This is a genomic window from Micromonospora chersina (genome assembly GCF_900091475.1).
GTDB classification, from domain to species: Bacteria; Actinomycetota; Actinomycetes; order Mycobacteriales; family Micromonosporaceae; genus Micromonospora; species Micromonospora chersina.
Window position 1 is genome coordinate 208,893 of sequence record NZ_FMIB01000002.1, and the last position, 23,790, is coordinate 232,682.

At 76.2% G+C, this 23,790-nt stretch carries 26 protein-coding genes and 1 riboswitch; of the genes, 5 read left to right on the plus strand and 21 right to left on the minus strand.

Translation table 11 applies throughout. From position 1 onward, the window contains the following. Positions 1-98: 98 nt before the first annotated feature. The 18 genes from GA0070603_RS00815 to GA0070603_RS00900 all read right to left on the minus strand — a co-directional run bounded on the left by GA0070603_RS00815 (position 99) and on the right by GA0070603_RS00900 (position 17,020). Complete coding sequence (locus GA0070603_RS00815) at positions 99-1,106, minus strand: LacI family DNA-binding transcriptional regulator (RefSeq protein ID WP_091305695.1); 1,008 nt, start codon at positions 1,104-1,106, stop codon at positions 99-101. An 84-nt stretch (positions 1,107-1,190) separates the two neighbouring features. Beyond that, on the minus strand, positions 1,191-1,961 hold the full coding sequence (locus GA0070603_RS00820) for a hypothetical protein (protein ID WP_091305722.1): 771 nt from the start codon (positions 1,959-1,961) through the stop codon (positions 1,191-1,193). A 48-nt stretch (positions 1,962-2,009) separates the two neighbouring features. After that, positions 2,010-2,486, minus strand: coding sequence for a hypothetical protein (locus GA0070603_RS00825; RefSeq protein ID WP_091305725.1), 477 nt, complete (start codon positions 2,484-2,486; stop codon positions 2,010-2,012). Beyond that, positions 2,483-3,403, minus strand: a complete 921-nt coding sequence (locus GA0070603_RS00830) for a carbohydrate-binding protein (protein ID WP_091305727.1) — start codon at positions 3,401-3,403, stop codon at positions 2,483-2,485. Before GA0070603_RS00830 ends, GA0070603_RS00825 begins: the two co-directional genes overlap by 4 nt. Next, positions 3,400-4,137 carry a phage tail protein gene (locus tag GA0070603_RS00835; protein WP_091305730.1) on the minus strand — a complete coding sequence of 246 codons (738 nt, stop codon included), beginning with the start codon at positions 4,135-4,137 and terminating at the stop codon, positions 3,400-3,402. The genes GA0070603_RS00830 and GA0070603_RS00835 overlap by 4 nt, the downstream gene beginning before the upstream one ends. Then, a complete protein-coding gene (locus GA0070603_RS00840) occupies positions 4,118-6,736 on the minus strand; it encodes a putative baseplate assembly protein (RefSeq protein ID WP_091305733.1) in 2,619 nt (872 codons plus the stop codon). Before GA0070603_RS00840 ends, GA0070603_RS00835 begins: the two co-directional genes overlap by 20 nt. Beyond that, positions 6,733-7,170 (minus strand): GPW/gp25 family protein, encoded by a 438-nt coding sequence (locus tag GA0070603_RS00845; RefSeq protein ID WP_091305735.1) that lies wholly within the window; start codon positions 7,168-7,170, stop codon positions 6,733-6,735. The genes GA0070603_RS00840 and GA0070603_RS00845 overlap by 4 nt, the downstream gene beginning before the upstream one ends. Continuing rightward, positions 7,167-7,505 carry a hypothetical protein gene (locus GA0070603_RS00850; protein ID WP_091305738.1) on the minus strand — a complete coding sequence of 113 codons (339 nt, stop codon included), beginning with the start codon at positions 7,503-7,505 and terminating at the stop codon, positions 7,167-7,169. Before GA0070603_RS00850 ends, GA0070603_RS00845 begins: the two co-directional genes overlap by 4 nt. Continuing rightward, positions 7,505-9,076, minus strand: a complete 1,572-nt coding sequence (locus GA0070603_RS00855) for a phage baseplate assembly protein V (RefSeq protein WP_091305741.1) — start codon at positions 9,074-9,076, stop codon at positions 7,505-7,507. The genes GA0070603_RS00850 and GA0070603_RS00855 overlap by 1 nt, the downstream gene beginning before the upstream one ends. A gap of 61 nt (positions 9,077-9,137) precedes the next feature. Continuing rightward, positions 9,138-9,899 (minus strand): CIS tube protein, encoded by a 762-nt coding sequence (locus GA0070603_RS00860; RefSeq protein ID WP_091305744.1) that lies wholly within the window; start codon positions 9,897-9,899, stop codon positions 9,138-9,140. Continuing rightward, on the minus strand, positions 9,899-10,108 hold the full coding sequence (locus GA0070603_RS00865; RefSeq protein WP_091305746.1) for a hypothetical protein: 210 nt from the start codon (positions 10,106-10,108) through the stop codon (positions 9,899-9,901). The genes GA0070603_RS00860 and GA0070603_RS00865 overlap by 1 nt, the downstream gene beginning before the upstream one ends. 1,351 nt (positions 10,109-11,459) lie before the next feature. After that, positions 11,460-11,942: a phage tail protein gene (locus GA0070603_RS00870; RefSeq protein WP_091305749.1), complete on the minus strand. Its 483-nt coding sequence runs from the start codon at positions 11,940-11,942 to the stop codon at positions 11,460-11,462. A gap of 1 nt (position 11,943) precedes the next feature. Then, positions 11,944-13,158: a phage tail sheath family protein gene (locus tag GA0070603_RS00875; protein ID WP_091305752.1), complete on the minus strand. Its 1,215-nt coding sequence runs from the start codon at positions 13,156-13,158 to the stop codon at positions 11,944-11,946. 17 nt (positions 13,159-13,175) lie between these two features. Beyond that, a complete protein-coding gene (locus GA0070603_RS00880; protein WP_091305755.1) occupies positions 13,176-13,856 on the minus strand; it encodes a carboxypeptidase-like regulatory domain-containing protein in 681 nt (226 codons plus the stop codon). Then, positions 13,853-14,461 carry a glycine zipper family protein gene (locus GA0070603_RS00885; protein WP_091305757.1) on the minus strand — a complete coding sequence of 203 codons (609 nt, stop codon included), beginning with the start codon at positions 14,459-14,461 and terminating at the stop codon, positions 13,853-13,855. The genes GA0070603_RS00880 and GA0070603_RS00885 overlap by 4 nt, the downstream gene beginning before the upstream one ends. Before the next feature lie 14 nt (positions 14,462-14,475). Then, on the minus strand, positions 14,476-14,820 hold the full coding sequence (locus GA0070603_RS00890) for a hypothetical protein (protein ID WP_091305760.1): 345 nt from the start codon (positions 14,818-14,820) through the stop codon (positions 14,476-14,478). Positions 14,821-14,927: 107 nt separating this feature from the next. Next, positions 14,928-15,710, minus strand: coding sequence for an LppM family (lipo)protein (locus tag GA0070603_RS00895; protein WP_091305761.1), 783 nt, complete (start codon positions 15,708-15,710; stop codon positions 14,928-14,930). Between the two features lie 152 nt (positions 15,711-15,862). Then, the gene (locus GA0070603_RS00900) at positions 15,863-17,020 is read right to left on the minus strand and encodes an FAD-dependent monooxygenase (protein WP_091305763.1); all 1,158 of its coding nucleotides are present in this window, start codon (positions 17,018-17,020) and stop codon (positions 15,863-15,865) included. 70 nt (positions 17,021-17,090) lie between these two features. Here GA0070603_RS00900 and GA0070603_RS00905 point away from each other — a divergent pair, with 70 nt between their 5' ends. Beyond that, positions 17,091-17,726: a TetR/AcrR family transcriptional regulator gene (locus tag GA0070603_RS00905; RefSeq protein ID WP_244282335.1), complete on the plus strand. Its 636-nt coding sequence runs from the start codon at positions 17,091-17,093 to the stop codon at positions 17,724-17,726. A 101-nt stretch (positions 17,727-17,827) separates the two neighbouring features. Then, on the plus strand, positions 17,828-18,952 hold the full coding sequence (locus GA0070603_RS00910; protein WP_091305765.1) for an FUSC family protein: 1,125 nt from the start codon (positions 17,828-17,830) through the stop codon (positions 18,950-18,952). Between the two features lie 6 nt (positions 18,953-18,958). Here the strand turns inward: GA0070603_RS00910 and GA0070603_RS00915 are convergent, their stop codons facing one another. Further along, positions 18,959-19,654 carry an alpha/beta hydrolase gene (locus GA0070603_RS00915; RefSeq protein ID WP_208862773.1) on the minus strand — a complete coding sequence of 232 codons (696 nt, stop codon included), beginning with the start codon at positions 19,652-19,654 and terminating at the stop codon, positions 18,959-18,961. 75 nt (positions 19,655-19,729) lie between these two features. Beyond that, on the minus strand, positions 19,730-20,719 hold the full coding sequence (locus GA0070603_RS00920; RefSeq protein WP_091305767.1) for a LacI family DNA-binding transcriptional regulator: 990 nt from the start codon (positions 20,717-20,719) through the stop codon (positions 19,730-19,732). 105 nt (positions 20,720-20,824) lie between these two features. Here GA0070603_RS00920 and GA0070603_RS00925 point away from each other — a divergent pair, with 105 nt between their 5' ends. Together GA0070603_RS00925 and GA0070603_RS00930 are read left to right on the plus strand one after the other, a co-directional pair. Then, a complete protein-coding gene (locus GA0070603_RS00925) occupies positions 20,825-22,081 on the plus strand; it encodes an MFS transporter (RefSeq protein ID WP_425270398.1) in 1,257 nt (418 codons plus the stop codon). 101 nt (positions 22,082-22,182) lie between these two features. Then, positions 22,183-22,515 carry a hypothetical protein gene (locus tag GA0070603_RS00930; protein ID WP_091305770.1) on the plus strand — a complete coding sequence of 111 codons (333 nt, stop codon included), beginning with the start codon at positions 22,183-22,185 and terminating at the stop codon, positions 22,513-22,515. 7 nt (positions 22,516-22,522) lie between these two features. Here the strand turns inward: GA0070603_RS00930 and GA0070603_RS00935 are convergent, their stop codons facing one another. After that, positions 22,523-23,230: an MBL fold metallo-hydrolase gene (locus GA0070603_RS00935; RefSeq protein ID WP_244282336.1), complete on the minus strand. Its 708-nt coding sequence runs from the start codon at positions 23,228-23,230 to the stop codon at positions 22,523-22,525. A 141-nt stretch (positions 23,231-23,371) separates the two neighbouring features. Next, a riboswitch (cobalamin riboswitch) is annotated at positions 23,372-23,501 on the plus strand. 46 nt (positions 23,502-23,547) lie between these two features. On the opposite strand from GA0070603_RS00935, the gene GA0070603_RS32305 reads away from it, so the two are divergent. Then, positions 23,548-23,682 (plus strand): hypothetical protein, encoded by a 135-nt coding sequence (locus GA0070603_RS32305; protein ID WP_279627468.1) that lies wholly within the window; start codon positions 23,548-23,550, stop codon positions 23,680-23,682. Positions 23,683-23,790 lie beyond the last annotated feature (108 nt).

Genomic DNA, 23,790 nt, shown 5'->3' on the forward strand with positions numbered 1-23,790 from the left:
GGCCGGACAGCGGCGTCCCGGGTGTCCGGTGGTTGGGCCGGTCGGGTTGAGCTGGCGGGCCCGGGCCGGTCGGGTTGAGCTGGCTGAGCGCGGGCCGGTCAGGTCGGGGCGGGGCCGAGGCTGTCCCGGCGGACCAGTTCGGCGGGGAGGCTCTCCACCCGGTCCCGCCCGTCGGCCGGCTCCAGCGCCAGGGTCATTGCCCGCGCGCCGAGTTCCGCCAGGGGCAGCCGGACCGTGGTCAGCGCCGGGGTCACGTCGGCGGCGATCGGCATGTCGTCGAAGCCGACCACGGAGATCTCCGCCGGCACCCGCACCCCGCGGGCGCGGAGCAGGTTCAGCGCGCCGACGGCCATCGAGTCGTTCAGCGCCACGATCGCGGTCAGCCCGGGCGCGGCGTCCAGCAGTTCCGCCGCGGCCCGGGATCCGCCGTCGCGGGTGAAGTCCGCGTACCGGATCGACGCCTCCGGCAGCGGCTCGCCCAGCCCGGCGCCGAGCCCGGCGATCCGGTCGCTCGTGGTGGTGAGGGAGCGCGGGCCGGCGAGCACGCCGACCGCCCGGTGACCGAGCCGGCGCAGCTCCGCGCCGAGCAGGCGGGCGCCCTCCTCGTTGGCCGGCAGCACGGCGTCGCCCCGGTGCCGGTGCCGGCCGATCACCGCCACCCGCCCGCCGGTGGCCGCGTACGCGGCGAGCCGCTCGTCGAGCAGGGCGTTGACCGTGGGGTCGTGGTAGCCGGAGCCGGCCAGCACGATGGCGGCGACCTGCTGGGCGCGGAGCAGGTCGACGTACTCCACCTCGCGTTCGGGGTCGCGGTAGCTGTTGCAGATGATGACCAGCCGGCCCCGCTCGGTGGCGACCCGTTGCAGCCCCCGGGTCACCTCGGCGAAGTACGGGTCGGAGACGTCGTGCACCAGGACGCCGACCACGCTGCGCTGCGGCCGGGCCAGCAGCTGGGCGTGCGCGTTCGGCACGTACCGCAGCTCGGCCACGGCCTTCAGCACCCGGTCGCGCAGCTCGTCGGCGACCGGCTTGCTGCTGCCGTTGATGACCCGCGACGCGGTCGCGGGGGAGACGCCCGCCCGACGGGCGACGTCGGCCAGCGTCGCCATGCGCACCCCCTCGCACACCCCGGTGGCCGAGAGGCTACCGCAGCGCCGCCGGGAAAGCCCTTGCCTGATCGGCGGAGGCGGCGATCACCCCGAGCGCACGGTGGGGCGCGAGGTGGTCGCCGTGGTGCGGACCGCCTTGACGATGGCGGGGATGGAGCCGATCAGCAGGACCAGCGCCCAGATCACCGCCACCACGGCGAAGACCACCGCGCCCAGGTCGTCGGTGATGCTGACCAGGATCCCCGGCACCAGCTGGTGCAGGAACTCCAGCACGACCGTGCACAGCAGGGTGGTCAGCGCCAGCAGGACGAGGCCCTTGTTCTGGAGGAAGCGCGGCTGGGCGGCCAGCAGCAGCGCCGCCCAGACGAGCTTGAGCAGCAGCACCAGGCCGAGCAGCACGGCCGCGTCGCCGACCGGGAAGAACCCCCACACGGCCAGGTACGCGAGCGTGCCGAACGGCGCGGCCAGGAACAGCGAGACCATCACGGTCAGCTCGACGAACGCGACGATCAGCAGGACCAGCGAGGCGAGCAGCAGCAGGATCGAGAAGACCAGGGTGGCCACGCCCTGCACCCGGCCCTGGATCCGGTCCGGCACCACCAGGCTCAGGCTGAACAGCCCGGTGGTCCACAACGCGACCACGTCGACGAGCGCCAGGTACCCGGTGCCCCGGCCGGACGGCTCGGTCACCGCGCCCACGTCACCCAGCTCGACGCCGAGCTGCCCGGCGCTGTCCCGCAGCGCGCCCCCGGCGTCCCCGCCGCCGGTGAGCGCGGCCGACCCCAGTTCCAGCCCCACCACCAGCGCGATGGCGAGCAGCGCCAGCAGCAGGAACGGTTTGCGCAGCTCACCCATGTCGCGCCTCCTCACCGGCCGGCGCCGGCCGGCCTGGCCCGTGTCCGCTCAGGACCGGGTGACGGTGACCACGCATCCGCCACCTCCCGGGCACCGCAGGACGACCTCGGTCTCGCCGTCCACCGCCACCTTCGCCACCGCCGCGCCGTCCTCGCCGGGGGTCACCTCGTCGGTGACCGTGACGTCGGCGTCCCCCGGCGCCGGGGCGGTCACCACGAACGGCGCCGCGCTGCGCAGCACCAGGCTGCGCAGGCGGCCCGGATCGGACACCCGCAACCGGCAGGCGGTGCCGAAGCCCACCACCACGCCCTCGGCGGACGGGCTCGGCCCGCTGGCCGGCGGCACGCACGCCACGGTCACCGTCGCCGGGTCCACCGTGCCGGCGTTCCCGCCGAACCGGGCCAGCCAGCCGGGCCCGGCGGCCGGGTCGCCCCGGTCGTGCCGGCCGCCGCCCACCGCCACCACGTAGAGCACCACCAGCAGCCCGGCCAGGGCCGCCAGCAGCACCTTCTGCCGCCCGCTCACGGCTGGAGGAGCTGGGTGAACCGGATCTGGTCGACCCCGGCGAAGTACCTGTCGGTGCCCTGCGTCTTGCTCACCGCCACCAGGGTCAGCTTGTGCGGCCCCCGAGCCAGTTCCACGGTGCCCACGTCCACGAAGTCGGTGCGCACCACCGTCGGCGTGAAACCGAGGAAGGTGTCGCCGACCTGCCGGCCGTCGACCAGCCAGATGGTGTTCGCGTAGTCGAACGAGGTGGTGCGCACGGTGGACAGCCGCCAGGTGCCGTCCGCCGGCAGGTCCACGGACACGGTCACCCGGTCACCCACGGCCCGGCCCAGGAAGAACAGCTGGGCGTCCCCGGACCAGACCACCTCGCAGCAGTTCTCCTGGGACACCACCTGCGCCTCCACCGCCGTCGTGGACTGCACCGTCGCGCCGGCGACCAGGCTCTCCGCCTCCACGGTCACCACCTCGGCCCGGGCCGGGGGCGCGGGGTCGCCACCCCGGGTCACCAGCCAGACCACCGTCCCGGCCACCACGAGCAGCAGCGCCGCCGCGGCCGCGAGCCACGGCCACGGCGCCCGCTTCGGGGGTACGACGGCCCGCACGTCGTACGTCACCCGCCCGCTGGACCGGGAACTCTCCTCCGGCGCGGTGTTCGCCGAGTACGCGAACCCGGTCATGTCGTAGCGCCGGGGCGGGGTGCCGGGCGGCACGGCGAGCCGCACCAGGAACGACACGGAGCCCTGCCCGGGTACCACCCGCTGCGGCTCGGCCACGGTGAACCAGCCGCGCTGGGTGCCCTCGCCGGGTGCCACGTCGAAGACCACGGTGTCCGGCGCCTCGCCCGGGTTGGAGACGGTGAAGGTCAGCTCGCCGCAGTTGCGCGCGTCCAGGGTGAACTGCTCGGCGGCGGCGACGACGGTCCATTCGGTGGTCATGACGGCTCCTCTGAGGGCTGGTCCGGTGGTGCGGGGGAGGGCACGTGCGCCCGGCCGACGGCCCGGACGGACGCCACCCCGGTGGCCGCGCCCTCCGGGCCGTCGGCGTCGGAAGGCTCCGGGTCGGCGGCGGGGGCATCGGTGGGCTCCGGGTCCTCGGTGCCGGGCGGCTCCTGGTCGCCGGCGGCGGGTGGTTCCGGGGCGGCGGGGTCCGGGGCGGGTTCGGCGGCCGGGTCGGTGGTCACCTCGACGGTGACCGCGGCGGGCTTCTCCGCCTCGACGATGCGGGTGACGAGGGCGAGCCGGCCGGCGGCGGCCGGCGGCACCCGCACCACCACGTGGAACGGCCGGTCGGCCGGCTCCTCCAGCACGAACCCGGTCACGCCGGTGGCCAGTTCCAGCGCGGTCCGCATCCCGTACGGCGTGCCCCGCCACCGGGCCAGCAGCGCGCCGTGCGCCACCAGGTCCCGCAGCCGGCCCACCGGCAGCGGCAGCGGCGCGTCCGCCCGGGGCGCGGCGACCACGTGGTCCATGGCCACCCACCGGGTCAGGTAGGCCACGAACCCGTCCGGCGTCCGGTACGGCGCGAACAGCGCGTCCACGTCGGCGAGCACCGCCTCGTCCGGTGCGTGCAGCGCCTCCATGACGTCCAGCAGCGCGCCCAGCACGCTGCCCGGGCCGGCGGCCCGCTGGTACGCGGCCGGCAGCAGCCGCTCAATCGCCGCTCGGCGCATCCTGCCGCACCACCTCGATGTCGTGCTCGCCGGAGCAGAGCAGCCAGGTGCCGGGGACGGTGACCACGTCGGCGGTGGCCTGGTTGGCGCTGGCCGTCCAGTCCTCCGCGTCGCCGCTGCGGTACACGCCGCGCTCGCCGCCGGCCAGGATCAGCCGGCCGGCCCCACCGGCGCCGGCGGGCACGGTGGCGGCGATGGCGTCGACCGGGACGAACCGGGTCCGGTCGCGCAGCGGCAGCCCGCAGTTGACCGACACGGGCTGCCACTGCGGCTGCGCGGCCAGGGTGTCCAGCCGGACCACGCCGCCGCTCTGCGTGGCGGCCAGCGCCAGGGGGCCGCTGAACGCCAGGTCCCGGCAGGTGCCGCCGATCCAGCCGCTGCCCATCGACTGCCACTTCACGTCGGACTCGAACAGCCGCGTGCGGTGGCAGCCCTGCCCGGGTTTCTTCGGGTCCGGCTCGCCGGCGCCGCTCCACAGCAGGGTGGCCGGGCCGTCGTACTGCACGGCGAGCACCCGGTTGTCCACGTTGGCCAGGCCGACGTGCGCGAAGGTGCCGGGGCGGCCGGCCGCGGTGGACAGGTAGACGCCGAAGCCGGCCTGCGCGGCCACCGCCACCCCGGGCGCGCCGCGCTCGGAGACGAACGACCGGACCGCGTAGAAGCCGCGGTCGGCGTCCGCCGGGTCGACGAGGATCTGCAACGGCACGGCGCCGGGCAGCAGGGACACCTCGTACAGGCCGGCGTCGGTGGCCAGCAGCAGCGCCCCGGCGCCGTCGCGGTCGATCCAGGCCAGGTCGCGTACGCCGGAGTCCAGGTCGGTGAGCAGCGTCCAGGTCTCGCCGAGGTCGGTGCTCAGCCGGACCCGGGAACCACCCGAGTCGCGCGCGGTCACCACGGCCACCGAACCGGCGCGGGGCACCACGCCGGGGCGGACCGGGGCGGGAGCGGGCACCACCCGGACCACGCTCTCGCCGTCGAACCGGCCGGCCGGCTCCCAGCCCGCCCCCGCGTTTGTGGAGCGGAACAGGACCGGACCGCGCCCGGCGTACCAGGTGCCCGCCTGGTACTTGTCGACGGCCACGGCCCGCACCTGGGCGTCCGGCGCCTCGTCGACAACGAACCGGACCGACTCGACGTAGCGCACGCCCGGCTCGGCGTGCTCCAGCAGCCGGTACACGTTGGAGGCCCGCAGCGGCTCGCCGAACGCCCAGCCGGCCGGGTTGAGCGGGGTGGGCAGCGGGCTGAGCGTCTGGTGCAGCCGGTCGTGGATGCGCCGGCGCACCGCGTCCACGTCCTCCTCGCGGCGGACCACCACCCGGGCCCGGACGGAGACCGCCTTGTAGCGCGCCCAGCCGGCCCGCACCGCCGTGCCGAGCGCCCGGCGCCGCTCCAGGTCGGCCTCCACCCGGCGGCGGGCCTCCTCGACCTCGTGCTCGCGCAGCACCGCCACCGGCAGCCGGCCGCCGGGGCGGGCCTGCTCCGGCACGTACGGCACCAGCACCACCTCGACCTCGCCGGGGCGGGCGAAGCTGTAGACGGCCGCCCGGGTGAACGCCCGGGCCCGGGCCACCGCGCCGGAGCCGGCGGCGAGGATCTCGTAGTCCCGGGCGGTCACCGCGCGCTGCTGGGCGAAGAACTCGTAAGGCCCGCGCGCCAGGGCCGACTCCAACGACTCCAGGTCCCGGCCCCCGGCTGCCGGCGCCGGGTTGTCAACCCTCAGCCCGGGCAACGGGTCGCGCAGGCTGGTCAGCGTTCCGGCCGCCACGTTCCCGGCCGGCCCGCCGCCGCACCGGTACCAGAGGCGGACCTGCCGGCCGGCCGGCGGCACCGCCGCGACCGGCCCGGGCGCCCCCTCGACACCCGGCCCGGCCCCGTCGGCCGGCCGCAGGTCCAGCGCGGGGGCGAAGGTGACCACCCCGGAGGCCCGGTCGACCAGGTAGACCTTGGCCTGCGGGCCGACGCCGGCGAAGCTGTCCACCGGTCGCCAGATCTCGTACGTGCGGCCCTCGTGCTCCCGCGCCGCCGCGCCCAGCTCCACCGACCCGGTCGGCACCTCCACACCGAGCAGCAGGTCCAGCGCCTCGGTGGTCCGGGTCAGCGGCGCCCGGGCCGCCCGGAACACCTGCCCGGCCTGCCCGGTGCCGGTGCCCAGCAGCTCCGCCTCGACCGGCTCGCAGTGGTGCACGCGAACCGTCACCTCGGTCTCGCCGGCGGGCAGCACGGCCGGCTCGGTGGTCACGAAGACGACCGGCCGGGGGTCCGCGCCGCGGGCGGCGGCGACCCGGGTGCCGGCCGGGACGCGGACCGCGCCCCGGTCCGGGCCGGTCCGGGTGAAGCGGACGTCCGCCCAGGCGGCGGCCGGCGGGTGCCGGGTCACGCCGAGCAGGTTGAGGAACGCCACGTAGGCCTTCTCCGGCAACTGGTTCAGGCGGTAGATCATCACCTCGGTGAGGTAGGCGAACGCCTCCAGCAGCGCCATCCCCGGGTCGTGCGCGGAGAGGTCCGTCCAGTCGGGGCAGGACGCGCGGATCCGTTCCCGCGCCTCGGTGACCAGGTCGAGGAAGGCGCGGTCGTCCAGGTGCGGCACGGGCAGTGTCATGCTGTCGCCTCCTCGCCGGGTCCGTCGTCGACGGGGAGCAGGTCGACGGAGAAGACCAACTGGCCGGGGGAGAGGCTGGCCCGCACCCGGTAGTCCAGCCGGATCACCAGCCGCCACGGCTCGTCCGCGTCCGGCCCGGCGTCCACGTCGAGCACCTCGACCCGCGGCTCCCAGCGCCGGATCGCCTGCCGCACGTAGTGGATGGCCAGGCCGGCCGTGGTGTCGTCGTTGGGCGCGAAGACCAGCCGGTGCAGCCGCGACCCGTACCCGGGGCGCATCAGCCGCTCGCCCGGCGTCGTCGACAACAGCAGAAACAGCGCCTGGCGTACGGTCTCGTCGCCCTCGGTCATGGCCAGGCCGCCGGCGGCGGTCAGCGCGAGACCGCCGGCGCGACCGGCGTCGAAGCCGGCGCCCACGAACCGGAAGGCCCTCATGCGTCCGCCCCCAGGAAGGTCTGCCGCGGATCCCGGACGGTGTGGTGGACCAGCCCGGGCGGGGTGCCGTCGGTCAGCCCGTCCAGGTTCGACAGCACCACCCGGTGGCCGTCCACCCGCAGCCAGGCGCTGTAGCCGACGGTCACCTTCAGCGTCTTGGCACAGGGCTTGATGGTCGGCCCGTAGTTGGGGCACGCGGTGATGTCCCGCCCCTCCGGGTCGTCCTCGACCAGCACCGGCACGCCCCGTACGGTCACCCACCGCTGCGAGGGGCGGTTGGCCACCCGGCCGTCGTGGTCGCAGGTGATCAGCGAGTCGCGGTGGATCCAGCGCATCAGCCACCTCCGTGGGCGCGGGCGAGGGTACGGGCCTGGGCGGCGGCGGTCTCGGCGTCCTCGGCCGCCTCCGCCTGCAGGAAGTCGACGGTGCGGGCGCGCACCACCATGGCCCGGCCCGGCGCCGAGAGCACCAGGTCACCGGCCGCGTGCACGGTGGTCAGCTCGGGCCGCAGCTCGACGAAGCTGCCGCCGTCGGTGGCCAGCCGCAGCGCGCGCCCGTCGTCGTCGATGACGATCGACTGGCCGGTGCCGGTCCGCATCGACCAGCGACGGGACCGCCCCGACACGATTCCCGCGTCGTACGGCTCGACCGCGCCGAACAGCGACCCCAGCACGACGCCCGACGCCGGCTCGCCGCCGGGCAGCGCCACCAGCACTGTGTCCTCCGGGTCGGGCAGCGCCACGATGCCCTTGCCCCGGCCCGCGCCTGGGCAGACCACGGCGAGCCAGCCGGCGTCCAGATCCCCGTACGCGGGCAGCGTCACCCGCGCCCGGCCCAGCCCGTCCGGGTCGTCCACGTCGGTGACCGTGCCGAGGGTGACAGTGGCCGCCACGGGCGCGGCGGGCGGCGGTGGTGCGGGCGGGACCGTGGAGAAGCGCGTCAGGTGCCCGTTGGCGTCGAGGGTGTGCACCACCTCGGTGAGCACGTACACCCCGGCGACCGGATCGGGCACCCCGGCCAGCGCGATACGCCGGCCGGGGCGCAGCGCCGGATCACCCTCGGCCGTGCCCTCGGCGGTGACCAGCGCGGCGACCCGGGCGTCCACACCGGCCTGGGCGAGGGCGGCCAACTCGTCGTCGCTGCGGCCCGGCTGGTCGACGGCCGTGCGCATCCCGTCGGCACCCACCCCGCCCGGGTCCGGCCGCAGCGGGATCCGCCGGCCGGAGCGGGCCTCGCCGGCCTCCTGGCGCAGCGGCTCGGCGCGCTGCGGGTGCCAGCCCAGCACCGCGCACCCGCCGCCGGCCCGATCCAGGTTCTCCGCGATCCGCAGCGCGTGCACGGTCCCGCCGAGGGTGAGCGGGACGGGGTCGCCGTGCCCGTCGAGGGTCATCAGGCGCAGCCGGTCGCCCTCCACCGCCAGGTGCAGCCCGGCCCGGCCGGCCACCTCGCGGAGCAGTTCCAGGTCGGTGTGCCGGTGCTGGAGCAGCCGCTCCAGGCGCGGCCCGTCGGTGTCCGCGTCGACCGTGAGCCCCAGGCCGGCGCAGAGCACCCCGGCCAGCTCGGCGACCGTCACGGACTCGAACACCCGCAGCTCCTGCCGCTTGCGCAGCCGGTGCAACGGGTCGTACGCCCTGATCCGCAGCAGCGCCACGCCGTCGCCGGCGTACTCGACCTCGACGGCGGTCACCTCGCCCGTGAACAGGGCGTCGGACTGGCCGTCCAGGCGCAGGTCGAGGGCGGCGCCCGGGCGTACCGGCGGGTCGAGGGCGGCGGCGCCCGGGGCGGTGGCCACGGTGAGCTCGCACTGGGTCGGCTGGTCCAGGCGGGCGGCGACCCGGACGCCACGCAGCCGGCGGGGGTCGGCCAGCGGGGCGCCGTCGATCGTCACGGCGGCAGCCCGGATCACGACACACCTCCCGTCCCGCTCGGGCCTTCTGCCATTGGGCCGGCGGTGGTGGCGACCCGGTTCATGGCGTGCCTCCCGTTCCGCTCGGGCCGTCGGGCGGCGACGTGGCGGTCGTGGTGGTGGGCACGGCCAGGGCGGTGCCGGCGGGCACGGTGAGCGGGTCGCTGATCCGGTTGTGCTCGGCGAGCAGCCGCCAGCGCAGCGGCGAGCCGAGCGCGTCGTGCGCGAGCAGGTCGAAGCGCACCCCGGACCAGCCCGGCTCGGCCGCGCCGTCCGCGGCGGCGACCACCGCCGACCCCGGCGGCACGGTCGGCGTGCTCGCCGCGGCCAGTTCCTCCTCGAAGCCCGCCTGCGCCGCCTCGGCGGTCTCGGCCACCCGGACCAGCTTGAGCCGCAGCCAGGAGCGGCGCGGGGTGCCGGTGAGCGTGAACGCGTCGAAGCGCTCCGCGATCGCCACGATGACGCCCGGCACGTTCCAGGTCTTGCCCCAGACCAGCCGGACCAGCGGGGGTCGGAGCCAGCCGTGCTCGACGGCGGAGTTCTCCGCCAGCATCCACAGCGGACGGGTGAGCGCGCGGACGTCCTCGGGGCGTGCCGGCGACTCCACGAAGTCCGTGTCGAAGAGCAGGTCCAAGACGAGTTCGGTCCGTCCGCCGCCGGTGAAGACCAGCGGGTCGTCGGCGAGACCGGCCCCGGTGAGCTGCCCGTCCGGTGCGCCGCGCGGGCGTACCCCGGCCAGCCGGGTGACCTGCACGGTCTCCGGGTTGAGGAGGCAGTCCACGCGGGTGCCGGACTCGTCCACGAGGAAGGCGACACGTTCCATCAGTCACCCGCCTGTTCCCGGTCGAGCCGGGCCAGCCGGTCGGCGTCGCCCGCCGCGACCACCGGCGCCCACAGCCCCCGGTCGTCGGGCAGTGCCGGCCACGGATCCCGCCCGGCCACCCGCGCGGCCCCGTCCTGAGCCGTGCCGCCGGTTCGGTCGTCGGTCTGCTCGCTGGCTTCCGTCGGCAGCGGCGGCCACGGACCGGCCACCGCGCCCGTCCACCCCGGACGGTCCGAAGCCGGCTGCCCCGCCGTGCCGTTCGCGGTCCGGTGTGCGGGTGCGGGTGCGCTGAGGTTCGGGTGCACCTGTTGTCGTCCCGGCGACAACAGGTGCACCCGAAGGTCGTCGGCGCGGGGCGTCGCCGTCCGAGCTGCGCGCTGTTCCGGTAGAACGGCCGGCGGTTCGGGCCGGACCCGGCGCGTGGCCGCGTCGGCGCGCGGGGCTGCGGGCGCGCTCGGGTTGACGGCCGCTGGCGGGTGGAGCCGCAGGGTGCGGCCGGCGGTTCCCGGCTCGTCCGCGCTGGCAAAGACGGTGTCCCAAGCGGACCGACCGCGGCCGGGCGCGCCGGGCGAGGACTCCCGTGGGACGCGGGCCCGGCCTGGCCACGATCCGGGCGCGACAGCGGTGTCGGCCAGCATCCCCGCTGACGCGTCGGTCTCGAGCGCCGGTCGCACTGGCTCGTTGGTCCCGAGCGCCGGGCCCGCTGGCTCGTTGGTCCCGAGCACCGGGCCCGCTGACACTTCGGCCTCGCCGAGCCGTGGCCCCGGTGGCACGTCGGTCTCGCCGAGTGACCAGTGCGTCCGGCCAGCCGGGCGTGGCATCGCCCCGCGTCGGCCGGCGCCGTCATCCGACCACTCACCACGGCCGGCATCGTCGAACGACGAGGCTCCCGGGAGTCCGCGCACGGCACCCGATGCGGCGGACTCCCACGCGAGGCTGCGTGTCCGGAAGGGGCCATCCCCGCCGCCCGACCGGGTTTCGTCCGACGGCGCACGCCCCGCAACCTCGTCACTCCACGTTGACGCGTGCGGGGATGACGCGCCGCCAGCAGTGCCGGGTGCGACAGCCCTGCCCGGGTCGGCAGGCGTGCCGGCGCCGACTGCCCCGGTCCGAACCGGATCGACCTGCGAGCCGGTGCGCCTGCGTAGATCCCCCGTCACCACCCCGGCCCTCCCTCCGGAGAATCCGGCCGCCCCACCGCCCGGCCCTGGCCGCCCATCCGAACCCGGAACCGCCGGCCGCAAGGGCAACCTCCGCGTGCCCCGACCCCCCGCATCCCCGCCACGTCCCCCCGCCGCCTCCTCATCGATCAAGAGGTTTGCGTCGGCGGAGGCGTCGGATCCGACGCAAACTTCTTGATCAACAGGGGAGGCGGGGGCGGGGGTGGGGTGGGGGAGGTCGTGGAGGAGGCCGGGGGCGTGGGCGGCTACCAGGCGGAACCAGTGTTCGGGGGGTTCGCCGGGGCGCCGGGGTGGGGGTTCGGGAGAGCCGCCGCGCGGTGGGGTGGCGGCCGCCGTGGCGAGGCGGTCGGCGGTGGCCCGGAGCAGGCGGGCCAGCCGGTCACGCGGTCGTCGGGGCGGCGGCACTGCCGGACTCCAGTTCGAGCCCCTCGTACGCCAGGGTCAGCGCCTCGATGGCGATCTCCTGGGACAGGGTGTTCAGGTGGGCGCCCCGCCATCGCGTCGGCCACGCGTTGATCATGTTCCAGCGCAGCACCTCGGCGGTGCCGGCCGGGTCGAGCAGCACCACCGAGACGTTGCGCCGGTTCACCGTGCCCTTCGCGGCCGCGTTCACCCAGTCCCACAGCTCGCGGGACGAGGTGAGGCCGAAGTGGAGGGTGACCGGGGCGTACTCGACCTGGCCGGGGACGGCCCGGATCCGCTCGTTGCCCGCCTCCCGGTACGCCAGCGCCGGTATCGCCACCTCGAAGCCGCTGACCTCGGTGAAGTGCCCGTTGGTGATGCCGTTGATGAGCAGCTTGAAGTGGTACGCCCGGTAGGGGTCGACGGGCGCGCCCGGCTGCGGGGTGGCCGTGGTGGGCATGTCAGCCTCCGATCGTCTCGGTCTCGGTGCCGCCGGCCCACTGGCTCAGCTTGAACACCACGAATTCCGCGGGCTTGACCACCGCGATGCCGATGTGCGCCACCACCATCCCGGCGTCGCGCACGTTGGCCGGGTTGGTCTCCTCGTCGCACTTGACGAAGAACGCCTCCTCGGGCGTGCGGCCGAGCAGCGCGCCGTCGCGCCACACCCGGGTGAGGAACGCGCCGATGTCGCGCCGGATCGAGCGCCAGAGGGTGTAGTCGTTGGGCTCGAACACCATCCACCGGGTGCCGCCCGCGATGGCCTGCTCGATGGCGATGGAGAGCCGCCGGACGTTCAGGTAGCGCCATTCGCTGGCCTCGGCGGCGAGCGTACGGGCGCCCCAGAGGCGGATGCCCTCGCCGGCGAAGAAGCGGATCACGTTGACGCCCTTGGGGTTGAGCACGTCGTGCTCGGGGCGGGTGACCCGGTACGCGAGGTCGACGGCGCCGCGTACGGGCTCGTTGGCCGGCGCCTTGTGCACCCCGCGCAGGGCGTCGGTGCGCGCCCAGATGCCGGCCACGTGCCCGCTCGGCGGGGTGAGCACGAGGTCGCCGCTGAGCGGGTCGCGCACCCGGATCCAGGGGAAGTAGTAGGTGGCGAAGTCCGACTGCCGGGGGCGGTCGCCGCCGGGTGGGTCGTCGTCCGGCTTCGGCGTACCCTCGGCGGGTTTGCCGGACGACCTGGGCGGGGTGGCGACCCGGGTGAGCCGGGAGATGTCCTCCACCTCGGGCGGCGGGTCGCAGATGGCGACCATGGTGCGGAGCCGTTCGGCCGTGCTGATGAGCGCCTCGTGCGAGACCGGGTCGTGGTAGCCGGGCGCGGCCAGGATGTTGATCTCGTCGATGGCCTCCAGCAGTTGCAGGCCGCCGCGCTTGCCGCCGGTGCCGGTGAGCTGGCCGCCCTCGCCGACGTTGACCACCCAGCAGCGGGTGCCGCCGTTGTCGAGGAAGCCGAACACCGCCCGCGCGAGGGGGGTGCTCTCCAGGTTGTCGCCGTCGGCGTAGAGCCGGAGGAACTCCGACCAGCTGTTCACCGCGACGGCCTCGTTGACGCGGGCGGTGCGGTTCGGGGCGAGCCCGACGAACGCGGCGGTGCTCGTGCCGACCGGACCGATCGGGCGGGCGCCGCTGGGCACCTCCTCGACGTAGATGCCGGGGGAGAAGTAGGTGGGCATCGGTCCTCCTCGAGGAGTCAGTCGGGGGCGCAGACGACGACGGGATCGCTGTCGGCGGGGTCCAGGTCGGCGGTGTGGGTGCGGCCGCGGCCGACCAGCCGGATGCGGACCGGCCGGTCCGGGGCTTCGGGGTCGTGCGGGACGCCGACCAGCCGGAACCGGCCGCCGGCGTCGGTCTCGGTGGCCTGCGCGGTGCCGACCAGCTCGACCCGCATGGCGGCGAGCGGCTGCCGCTCCGGCCCGACCACCCGGCCGTCGAGGGTGCGCATGTCGAGCTGCCGCAGCCGCAGCGGCTGCCGCACCGGCGGCGCGGACGGCGCCGGCCGGTCGATCCGCGCCGGCACGTCGAGCAGCAGCGCGGGCCGGGGCGCCACGCCGAGGGCCCGCCAGAGCGCCGGGTCCCCGGCGGCCAGCACCACCTCGGGCTGGCCGGCCGCGGTGGCGGCGGCGAGGACCCGGTCCAGCGCCGGCAGCGCCGCCGGCCCGCCGCCGCTGACCAGCAGCCGGACCACGAACCGGTACGGCTCGCGCGTCCCGCCGCTGCCCGCGGTCTGCCGGGCCGGCCGCAGTTCGAGGGGCCAGACGGTGAGGCCGCCGCCGGGGTCGTCGCGGGGCGGGCCCAACGGGACGGGGTCGCCCGCCGCCCCGGTCAGCCAGGCCGCGAGGTCCGCGACGGCCGCCTCGATCGCGCCGGTCATCGCGGCGGGGTCCCCTGGATCCGGTACGCGATGGCCTCGTTCCAGACGTGCGGGTAGACGCCGATCTCGAAGTAGCGGGTGAACCGGTTGATCGGCGCGTTGCTGTGGTCGTGCCAGAGCAGCCACACCGGGGCGATGGTGAACAGCATGTAGTTGAGCGCGACCAGCGGCAGGTAGAGCGGGCCGAGCAGGCGCGCCTGGAGGATGTGCACGTCCTCGTGCCGCTGGATGCCGGGGCTGGACCCGGCGCAGACGGTGCCGATGGTGGTGGCGTAGCGGGGTGAGACGCCCTCGACCACGTTGACCCGCCCGCTGCCCTGGGAGACCACCCGGTCGAGCTGGTGCCCGAAGACCAGGTGCAGGGCCAGGTAGAGCGCGCCCGCGACGGTGTTGAGCAGGCTCCAGGTGTGGTCGACCACGAAGAGGAAGATGCCCTTGGGGTCGAGGCCGTACGTGCCGGCCGCGGCGACCGCCCAGCCGAACGGTGCGCCGACGAGCAGCCCGACGACCGCGCCCACGAGCAGGCCGATGGTGCCGCCGGCGGCCCCGCCGAGCACGGCGCCGAGGACGATGTGGACGGCGGCGCTGATGATGCCGAGGATCATGGGGGTCACCTCTCTCAGACCCAGGAGCGGATGTAGCGGGGCTCGCGGCCCTGCGCGAGCTGGGTCGGCGACGCGTTCGTCGCCTGCCGGTTGCCCGGGGGCAGTTGGTTGATGCCGAGGGCGGCGGAGAAGATGACCAGCCCGTTGAAGAACGCGATGATCCACTTTTCCGGGCCGGCGTCGGTGGCGAACGCGGCGGTCAGGTACGACAGGGCGAGCGCGAAGCCCAGTGCGATCCACTTGCGCGCCTTGTCGCCGCTCGGGCCGATCAGCCCGCCGATGACGTTGGTGGCGAGCAGGGTGGCGGCGCTGGCGCCGGTGAGGCTCCCCAGGGCGGCCCAGGTGAAGAGATCGTTCACGGCGATCCCCCCTTTTCGATTGTGCGGTGGTGCGGTCGGGGTGGGTGGTGCGGCGGCCCCGGCTGCTGCGGCGCCGGGTGCCGCCCGGGTGGCGGCGTCGTGCCCGCTCAGGCCGGCCGGTCGGCCGGGGGAGTGGGCGCGGGGGTGGGTGCGGCGGGTGCGGCGGCGGCCGGGCCGCGCGGGCGGCGGAGCAGGAGGACGACGACCACGGCGGCCAGCAGCAGCACGACCACGCCGCCGACGACCAGCAGCCAGGGGAATCCGCCGCCGCCGTCCGCGGCGGCGGCCGGGGTGACGGAGGCGGAGGGCTGCGCCGGGGCCTCGGCGACGGCCCGCAGTTCGGCCGGCTTCGGCTGGTTGGCGACCACCTTCCAGCTCACCGACCGGCCGTTTATGGTGCCGTTGGTGTCCAGCACCCGGCCGGGGAACGTCACCGAGATCTCGAACGACATCAAGGTCATGAAAGCCTGCTGGTTCCGCGGATCCTGTTCGGCGACCTTTCCGCCGTATTTCTTCGGATCGAGCGGGAGCGAGAAGCGGTAGAGATCGCCGTCCCGGGAAAGATTCACACTCTCGCTGGTGAATTGCGACAGGGGCGTTTTCCGGTACGCGACCTGAATGCCGTAGTAGTTGGCGTCCTCGTACCGCGTCTCGGCGCCGGCGGGGAGGGTGGGGATGTTCTGCCGCAACTCGGCGAAGGCCGCCGCGACGTCGGGGTTCCGGCGCTTGAGCACGGACTTCTCGGCGGTGAGCAGGAGTTGGCCGGTGACCGTGTCGTCGGTGTCCACGGTCAGCCCCAGGTTGAGTTGCATGCAGCCGCTCAGTGCCGCCACCAGGGCGAGACACACCGCGAGGCGCAATGCCCGGCTGCGGCGGAGTCTCGTATTCATGGGCACAGTGTGTGTGATCGCAATCACGTCCAGCAGTCAGCGATCAGTCACACGCTTGTCGCCGATCTTACCGGCCCGTTCTCCCATTCGGGCGAGCCCGGAAAACGCACGCGGTCGATATTCTGGAGGGTTGTGCGCCGCGCAATTTCGGATCAGGCCCGGGGTGGCTGCCAGTCGGCGTACCTGGCCATGCCGCGCAGCGCCGCCCGGGACGGGGTCAGCCGCAACAGGCCGTCGCGCAGGCTGACCGCCGCCGGGTGGCGGAGCTGCTGGCCGAACCGGGCGGCCCGGGCGGAGGCCCGGGCGACGGCCTGGCTGCGGGGTCGCCGCTGCCGGTCGTACGCGGCCAGCGCGCCGGCCAGGTCGGCCGGCCCGCCGGCGCAGGCGGCCCCGAGCACCACGGCGTCCTCGATGGCCTGCCCCGCGCCCTGCCCGAGGTGCGGGGTCATCGCGTGCGCCGCGTCGCCGAGCAGCGCCACCCGGCCCCGCACGTACGACGGCAGCGGGGTCGCCAGGTGGAACAGGTCGGTGCGGAGCACCGCCTCGGGCGGGGTGGCCGCCAGCAGCGCGGGTATCGGCTCGTGCCAGCCGCCGAAGCGGGCCCGGACGGCCGCCAGCTCGTCCGGCTCGCGGCCGCCCTGCGGGGCGGTCTCCGCCGCGTACCAGTAGAGCCCGCCGTCGCCGAGCGGGACGGTGCCGAACTCGCGGCCGGGCCCCCAGGTGACGGCCATGGGCGCCGGCGCGGTCCAGCGGATCGCCGCCCGCCAGGCTGTCGAGCCGGAGTACGCCGGCGCCGGCAGGTCCGGCCAGAGCCGCCGGCGCACCACGCTGCGCAGCCCGTCGGCCCCGACCACCAGGTCCCCCCGCAGCGTGGCCGGCGCGCCGCCCCGCCGGTAGGTCACCGCGGGCAGGTCGGCGTCCACGTCGACCACCTCGGCCCCGGTGACCAGGGTCGAGGTCGGCAGAGCGGCGCGGAGCAGCCGGTGCAGCGCGGTGCGGTGGATGCCGAGCGCGGCCGTGCCGAGCGCCCGTTCCAGCTCGGCCCCCTCGATCCGGGACAGCCACCGGCCGTCGCTGGTCCGCAGACCGCCCGGCGTGTCCGGCGCGCCGTGCCGGCGGACGGCGTCGCCCACACCGAGCGCGTCGAGCCCGCGCAGCGCGTTCGCCATGAGGGTCAGGCCGGCCCCCAGCTCGCGCGGCTCGGCGGCACGTTCCAGCACGGTGACCCGCCAGCGCCGGCGGTGCAGGGCCAGCGCCGCCGCGAGCCCGCCGATGCCGGCCCCCACCACGATCGCGTGCGGCTCGCCCATCCCGACCACCTTTCTACGCCTGTAGAAGGGCATACTACATCCGTAGAACGCCGACGAGGAGGGACCACAGGTGAGCGGACGCGCGGCCCGGGTGGCCCGGCTGGCCGACGCGGCCGTAGAGCTGCTGGCCGAGGGCGGCATGCGGGCCCTGACCCACCGCGCCGTCGACGCGCGCGCCGCCATGCCGCCCGGCACCACCTCGGCGTACCTGCGGACCCGGCAGGCGCTGATCGAGGCAGTGGTCCAGCGCCTGGCCGACCTCGACCGCGCCGACCTGGCGGCCCACGAACTGCCCACCGAGGCAGCGCCCGAGCCGCCCCGGGCCGCACCGGCGCTCGGGCCGGAGGGGCTCGACCGGCTCGCCGCCGGGGTGGCCGAGGTGCTCGACCGCTGGCTCACCACCGGACGCACCCGGTCCCTCGCCCGGTACGCCTGCCTGCTGGAGGCCGTGCACCGGCCCGAGCTGCGGCGGATCCTGGACCACGGCACCGCGCTCCGCGTCCAGGCCCGGGACCTGCTGGCCCGCGCCGGGGCGCCGGACCCGCGCCGGCAGGGCGACCAGTTCGTGGCCTTCGTCGACGGGCTGCTCTTCGACCGCCTGGTCGGCGCCGGGGCGCTCAGCGCGCCACCGCCCGGCACGCCGGCCAGCCGGGAGGACCTCCGGGCGGGCGTGCGTACCCTGCTGCGGGCGTTCACCGGGACCTGACCGACCGTGACCACCGCCACCGGTGGGATCGTGGCGCCCGCCGCTGCCGCCCGGCGTGCCGGGCCGCAGGATGAGGACGCGGGATCAGGGAGGCGGGGCGAATGGCGGGGTGGCGGAAGGTGGGCGAGGCGGCCGGGCGGCTGCGGCGCGGCTGGCTGCCGGTGGTGGAGGCCACCCTGGCCGCCACCGTCGCCTGGATGCTCGCCACCCGGCTGGTCGGCCACCCGCAGCCGTTCTTCGCCCCGGCCGCCGCGCTGATCGTGCTCGGCCAGGCCCGCGGCCAGCGGATGCGCCGGGCCGTCGAGGTGGTGCTCGGCGTCGCGGCCGGCGTGCTGGTCGCCGACCTGGTGGTGCAGGCGCTCGGCCCGCGGACCACCTGGACGGTGCTCACCGTCATCCTGCTCACCGTCGCGCTGGCCGTGGCGATCGGCGCCAGCTCGGTGACGGTGGTGCAGGCCGCCGTCTCCGCGCTCTACCTGGTGGTGGTCTCCCCGCCGACCGAGTCGCTGGTCCCGTTCCGGTTCGTCGACGCGCTGATCGGCGGCGCGGTGGCAGTGGTGGCCAGCCAACTCGTCGACGCCCGCCGACCGCTCGCCCCGCTGGTCGACGAGTTCCGGCACACCTTCGAGGAGCTGGCCGGGGTGCTCGGTGAGATCGCCGAGGCGCTCGACCGGGCCGACGACGCGGCGGCGCTGGCCGCCCTGGAGCGGGCCCGGCACGCCGACGCCGGGGTGGAGCGGCTGCGCGGCGCGGTGCAGGCCGCCGGCGAGGCCCTGCGGCTCAACGTACGCCGCCGCCGGCACCTGGGCCGGCTGCGCTCGGTGGAGGGCTCCATCCGGCAGATCGACTACGCGGTCCGCAACGTCCGGGTGCTCGCCCGGGCGGCGGTCACCCTGACCCGGGGCCCCGCACCGGTCCCCGCCGAGCTGGGCGGCGCCGTGCGGACCCTCGCCGAGGCCGTGCGCTCGGCCGGCGACGCGCTCGCCGCCGACCTGACCGGGCAGGACGCCGTCGCCGACGCCCACGCCGAGCGGGCCGACGTCGCCGCGCTGGCCGCGGTCCGGGTGGCCGGCCGGCTCTTCACCCCCGGGCAGACCCTGCCGCTCGCCATGATCATCGGGCAGGTCCGGGCCACCGCCATCGACCTGCTGCGCGGCGTGCGGGGCGACGACGACGCGACGGTGCTCACGCGGGTCGACGCGGCGGTCGCCGGGCCGGGGGACTGACCCGGCTCAGCCCACCAGCCAGTCCACCGCCCGCCGCCGGATCTCCGCCGGCACCTCGTGCCCGCCGGTGAACTCGGCGTACTCGGCCGGGTAGCCGAGGGTGTGCAGGCGGGGCACCAGCCGCCGGCTGCACACGTCGATCGGCAGCACCCGGTCTTCGGTGCCGTGCGAGACGAACACCCGGGGCCGGCCGTGGGTCACCAGGGGCGCGGCGAAACCGGGGGAGAAGGCCAGCACCGCGTCGACCAGGTCGCCGTTGGTGAGGCCCAGGGAGAGGGCGTATGAGGCCCCGTCGGAGAAGCCGCCGACCGTCACCCCGGCCACCGGGTACGCGCCGAGCGTCGCGGCCAACAGCGCGTCGATCCGGGCCACGTCCGGGCCGTACCCCTCGGCGATCAGGTCCCAGGTGCTCGCCACCGCCTGCGGGGCGAGCAGCAGCAGCCGGTGCGCGTCGGCCAGCGGCAGCAGCAGGTCGAGGCCCTGCCGGGCCGAGCCGCCCGCACCGTGCAGCAGCAGCACCAGCCGGTACGGTCCCGTGCCCCCGGGCGGCACGTGGCGCAGCGCGGGCGGCCCGCCCGCCGGATCGGGCACCTCGGCCGGCCCGGCCGGACCGGGCGCGGCCACGGCGGTGGGGCGGGCGGTCAGCCGGCCGTGCCGGTACCCCTCGTCGGGCTGCCGGTGCGGCGGCGCGGGCTCGGTCACCTCGCCCCCCTGTCGTCGGTCGGATCCGGCGGCGGATACCCGGCTGCGGGCCGCTCAACCGCCCGGCCGCCCGGATCAGGCGCTCTCGCGCGCCACCAGCGTCGAGGGGAACGCGGTCACCGGCGGCACCGGGCGGCCGTCCAGCACCGCCGTGGCCGCCGCGGTGGCGATCCGGGCCACCGGGTGGGTGGCCGTGGTCAGCGCCGGGCTGCTCACCGCCGCGTACGGGATGTCGTCGAAGCCGCCCACCGCCACGTCGTGCGGCACCCCGATCCCGCGCCCACGCAGCGCCGCGATCACGCCCAGCGCGGTGGCGTCGCTGGCCGCGTAGATCGCGTCGGTGTCCGGCCAGCGGGTCATCGCCTCCAGCGCCGCCCGGCCGCCCCGCGCGGCCGTGAAGTCGCCGGTGACCAGCCGCACGGGCAGCCCGGCCGCCCGCATCAACCCCTCGTACGCGGTCACCGACCGCTCGGCGCAGCTCAGCCAGCGCGGGCCGGTGACCATGGCGATCCGGCGACGGCCGCCGGCGTGCAGGTGGCGCAGCACCGCGTCGGCGCCGGCGGCGTTGTCGACGTCGAAGGAGGGCACGGCCGGGGAGCCGGTGCCGATCGAGACCACCCGCCCGCGCAGGCCGGCGGGCACCGCGTCGAGCACCCGCGCCGTGGTGTTGACCAGCAGCACCCCGCAGACGCTCCGGTCGTCGCCGAGCCGGCGCAGCCCGGCCGGGGCGTCCAGCGGCAGCCACTCCAGGGCCACCCCGACCCCGTGCGGGGCGCACACCCGGGCGGCCGCGCTCACCAGCCGGTCCACGTACGGGTCGTCCAGCACGCCGGCGTCGGTGCCGGCGACCGCCACGACGAGGCGTACCCCGGCGCCCCGGACCAGCGCGCGGGCCGTGACGTTCGGCACGTAGCCGAGCCGGTCGGCGGCGGCGCCCACCCGCTCGCGGGCGTCCACCGACGCGAAACCGTAGCCGCCGAGCACCCGGGAGGCGGTGGCACGGGAGACGCCGGCCGCCCGCGCGACGTCGTCGAGGGTGGCCGGGCGGCTGGTGGGCGTCTCCATGTCTGGTCCTCCCCGTGGTGGCCGTTCTGTCGGCATCATGCCCGGTCAGGGCCGGCCGGGGTAAGGGGTGGGAGCGTTTGTGGTGGTAGCGCTCTCAGGTGTGCGATGGTCGTCGGACGACTTCGCGGAGAGGACCACACCACGGTGAGCAGCACCATCGACGCGCCGGCCGAGGCCCGCGCCGTGAACCCGCGGGCGGTCCTGGCCGCCCGCAACGGCGTGGCGGCCGTGTTCGCCCTCAACGGCCTGGCCGTTGCGACCTGGTTCTCCCGGGTGCCCGCCATCCGCGAGGCGCTCGGGCTCAGCGCCGGGCGGCTCGGCCTGCTGCTGCTGGCCATGTCGGCGGGCGCGCTGGTGGCCATGTCCACCGCCGGACTGGTCACCCTGCGGCTCGGCCCGGCCCGCACCGTGGCGGGCTCGACAGTGCTCGTCGCGCTCGGCCTGACGACCGCCGGCCTGTCGGCCAGCCTGGGCGGCTCGCTGCTCGGAGTCGTGATCGGGCTCTTCGCCGTGGGCTACGGCTCCGGCACCTGCGACGTGGCGATGAACGTCGAGGGCGCGGCCGTGGAGAAGCGGCTCGGCCGGACGATCATGCCCCGGTTCCACGCCGCCTGGAGCCTCGGCTCGGTCGCCGGGGCCGGACTGGGCGCGGGCGCGGCCCGGCTCGGTGTGCCGGTCGGCTGGCACCTGCCCGTGATCGCGGCGGTGGTCCTGGCCGGCACGCTGCTCGGCGTCCGCGCCTTCCTGCCCGCGCCGGCCGAGACGGCCGCCTCGACCGACCCGGCCCGCCACCGGCGCGCGCTGCTGGCCACCTGGCGGGAGCCGCGCACCCTGCTCATCGGCCTGTTCGTGCTGGTGATGGCGTTCACCGAGGGCAGCGCGAACGACTGGCTGGCGGTGGCGTTCGTCGACGGGTACGGGGTCAGCGAGGCGGCCGGCGCCGCCGTCTTCGGGGTCTTCGTGGTCGGCATGACCCTCGGCCGGACCGCCGGCACCGTGGCGATCGACAGGTGGGGCCGGGTGCCGGTGCTGTTCGGCACCATCGCGCTGGCCGTCACCGGCGCCACGTGCGCCGTGCTGGCGGGCTCGGGGCCGCTCGCCGTGGTCGGCGTGGCGCTGTGGGGCGTCGGTGCGTCGCTCGGCTTCCCGGTCGGGATGAGCGCCGCCGCCGACGACGAGGACCGGGCGCCGACCCGGGTCAGCGTGGTGGCCATGATCGGCTACACGGCCTTCCTGGCCGGCCCGCCGCTGCTCGGCTTCCTCGGTGACCACCTGGGCATCCTGCACGCCCTCGGCGTGGTGCCGCTCCTGCTGCTGCCCACCCTCGCCCTGGTGCCGGTGCTGCGCCCGCGGGCCCGCTGACCGGGCGGCCCGCCGTCCGCCAGTGGACTCCCATCCGGCTCCCAGCCGGTTGCCAGGTACGGGTGCTGCACTGGACGGGACGCCGAGGAGAGGAGGCGGGCATGGGCTGGTTCAGCCGACGGGCCGCCGACCCGACGACCCCGACGAAGCTCGACCGGGAGGCCACCCGGGACGACCTGGCCGCGCTGGAGGCCTTCGTGACCAGCCGGCGCGGGGTGGAGTTCTACCTGGAACCGGAGACCACCGCCACCGACACGACCGTGGTGGCCATCGCCCACGACGGGGAGTGGATCCGCCGCCGCACCGGCTCGCCCCGGGCCGCCGGGAAGATCGCGCAGAAGCACGCGGTCCCGCTCTACGAGGCCGCCCGCACCGGCTACCCGGAACGGATGCGGGCCTGGAACCGGGCCCACCCGGAGCGGCGCGCCCGCTGACCCCGTCTCAGCCGCCGGCCAGCGCCGCCCGCGCCTCGGCCAGCGGCAGCGGCTCGTCGTGGGCCGAGACGTACCAGGCGACGTCGTCGTCGAGCAGGCTCGCCGCGAGGGCCAGGTCGGGCCCGTCCTCGGGGGTCCGCAGGTGCGCGGGCGGCGGGTACCAGCAGTCGCCCAGCAGCAGCACCCCGGAGTCCGGCACGAGCACCACGGCGGAGTCCGGCGCGTGCCGGCCGCCCACGTGCCGGACCACCACGCCGGTGGGCAGCGTCACCTCGTCGGTGAAGGTGCGCGTGGGCGGCAGCACCGCGAAGCCGTCCCAGGAGTCCACCGCCAGGGCCCGGGCCCGGAAGCTGTGCCCGAGGAGGGGGTTCTCGCGGACCTGCTCGCGCAGGTAGCGGTGGCTCCACGGCCGGGCCGCCTCGGCACGCAGCGGGGCCACCGCGGACTCGTGCCCGACAATCTCCACTCCCGGCCAGGCGCAGGCGCCCCACACGTGGTCCCAGTGGTGGTGGGTGTAGACCAGCCAGCGCGGCTCCGGCAGCCCGGCCGCCGCCAGCGCGGCCCGGACCTCCCGCGCGTGGGCCGGACTCTGGCCCGCGTCGACGAGCACACTTCCGCGGTCGTCGGCGACCACCGCCACGGTGGGGCGGACCGCGAACGGGTCGGGATCGCCGGGGAACAACCAGACCCGACCGGCGAGATGCCGCAGCGCCACAGTCAGTTCCTCCCCGCTCCCCGGTCCACGATCGACCGATGCTACCGGTCGGGCGCCGCTCCGGGCCGCCCCGACGGCGGGGGGACCCGGCGTTGACCCGCGCCGGGCGGCTGTGGCAGCATTCGCGGCCTGACGGCAGTGAAGGAAGCCGGTGCGATTCCGGCGCGGTCCCGCCACTGTCACCGGGGAGCGATCCCCCCTCGTGAGTCACGGCCGTGCGTGCGCGGTTGGAAGGCCGGGGGTGAGCGTCGATCCGGGAGCCAGGATACTTCGGCCGTCGGAGAACCCCAGGGCGTGGACACCCGAGGAGGACCCCGATGCACGGCCTTTCCGCCATCGACGACGATCGTCGTATCCGGCCGGCGCGCACCGACGCGCCGTTGACCGCACACCCCGCCGCCCCGCAGGCCGTCGCGCCGCGCGCCGGGCGGGCCCGCGCCGTCCGCCACTGATCGTCCCGCCGGGTTCCGCACCCGGCCGGGCACCCCTGCCGACGTGTCGTCGGTGAGCCGTCCGCCGGACCCGCGTACCCGCAGAACCCGCACCCGCCCCCGCCCGCC

What these genes read in the sequence shown, in the direction of transcription:
- GA0070603_RS00815 (WP_091305695.1), bottom strand. Translation starts at nt 1,106, where the DNA reads ATGGCGACGCTGGCCGACGTCGCCCGTCGGGCGGGCGTCTCCCCCGCG.
- GA0070603_RS00820 (WP_091305722.1), bottom strand. Translation starts at nt 1,961, where the DNA reads ATGGGTGAGCTGCGCAAACCGTTCCTGCTGCTGGCGCTGCTCGCCATC.
- GA0070603_RS00830 (WP_091305727.1), bottom strand. Translation starts at nt 3,403, where the DNA reads ATGACCACCGAATGGACCGTCGTCGCCGCCGCCGAGCAGTTCACCCTG.
- GA0070603_RS00835 (WP_091305730.1), bottom strand. Translation starts at nt 4,137, where the DNA reads ATGCGCCGAGCGGCGATTGAGCGGCTGCTGCCGGCCGCGTACCAGCGG.
- GA0070603_RS00840 (WP_091305733.1), bottom strand. Translation starts at nt 6,736, where the DNA reads ATGACACTGCCCGTGCCGCACCTGGACGACCGCGCCTTCCTCGACCTG.
- GA0070603_RS00845 (WP_091305735.1), bottom strand. Translation starts at nt 7,170, where the DNA reads ATGAGGGCCTTCCGGTTCGTGGGCGCCGGCTTCGACGCCGGTCGCGCC.
- GA0070603_RS00850 (WP_091305738.1), bottom strand. Translation starts at nt 7,505, where the DNA reads ATGCGCTGGATCCACCGCGACTCGCTGATCACCTGCGACCACGACGGC.
- GA0070603_RS00860 (WP_091305744.1), bottom strand. Translation starts at nt 9,899, where the DNA reads ATGGAACGTGTCGCCTTCCTCGTGGACGAGTCCGGCACCCGCGTGGAC.
- GA0070603_RS00870 (WP_091305749.1), bottom strand. Translation starts at nt 11,942, where the DNA reads ATGCCCACCACGGCCACCCCGCAGCCGGGCGCGCCCGTCGACCCCTAC.
- GA0070603_RS00875 (WP_091305752.1), bottom strand. Translation starts at nt 13,158, where the DNA reads ATGCCCACCTACTTCTCCCCCGGCATCTACGTCGAGGAGGTGCCCAGC.
- GA0070603_RS00880 (WP_091305755.1), bottom strand. Translation starts at nt 13,856, where the DNA reads ATGACCGGCGCGATCGAGGCGGCCGTCGCGGACCTCGCGGCCTGGCTG.
- GA0070603_RS00885 (WP_091305757.1), bottom strand. Translation starts at nt 14,461, where the DNA reads ATGATCCTCGGCATCATCAGCGCCGCCGTCCACATCGTCCTCGGCGCC.
- GA0070603_RS00895 (WP_091305761.1), bottom strand. Translation starts at nt 15,710, where the DNA reads ATGAATACGAGACTCCGCCGCAGCCGGGCATTGCGCCTCGCGGTGTGT.
- GA0070603_RS00900 (WP_091305763.1), bottom strand. Translation starts at nt 17,020, where the DNA reads ATGGGCGAGCCGCACGCGATCGTGGTGGGGGCCGGCATCGGCGGGCTC.
- GA0070603_RS00910 (WP_091305765.1), top strand. Translation starts at nt 17,828, where the DNA reads ATGGCGGGGTGGCGGAAGGTGGGCGAGGCGGCCGGGCGGCTGCGGCGC.
- GA0070603_RS00920 (WP_091305767.1), bottom strand. Translation starts at nt 20,719, where the DNA reads ATGGAGACGCCCACCAGCCGCCCGGCCACCCTCGACGACGTCGCGCGG.
- GA0070603_RS00925 (WP_425270398.1), top strand. Translation starts at nt 20,825, where the DNA reads ATGGTCGTCGGACGACTTCGCGGAGAGGACCACACCACGGTGAGCAGC.
- GA0070603_RS00930 (WP_091305770.1), top strand. Translation starts at nt 22,183, where the DNA reads ATGGGCTGGTTCAGCCGACGGGCCGCCGACCCGACGACCCCGACGAAG.
- GA0070603_RS32305 (WP_279627468.1), top strand. Translation starts at nt 23,548, where the DNA reads ATGCACGGCCTTTCCGCCATCGACGACGATCGTCGTATCCGGCCGGCG.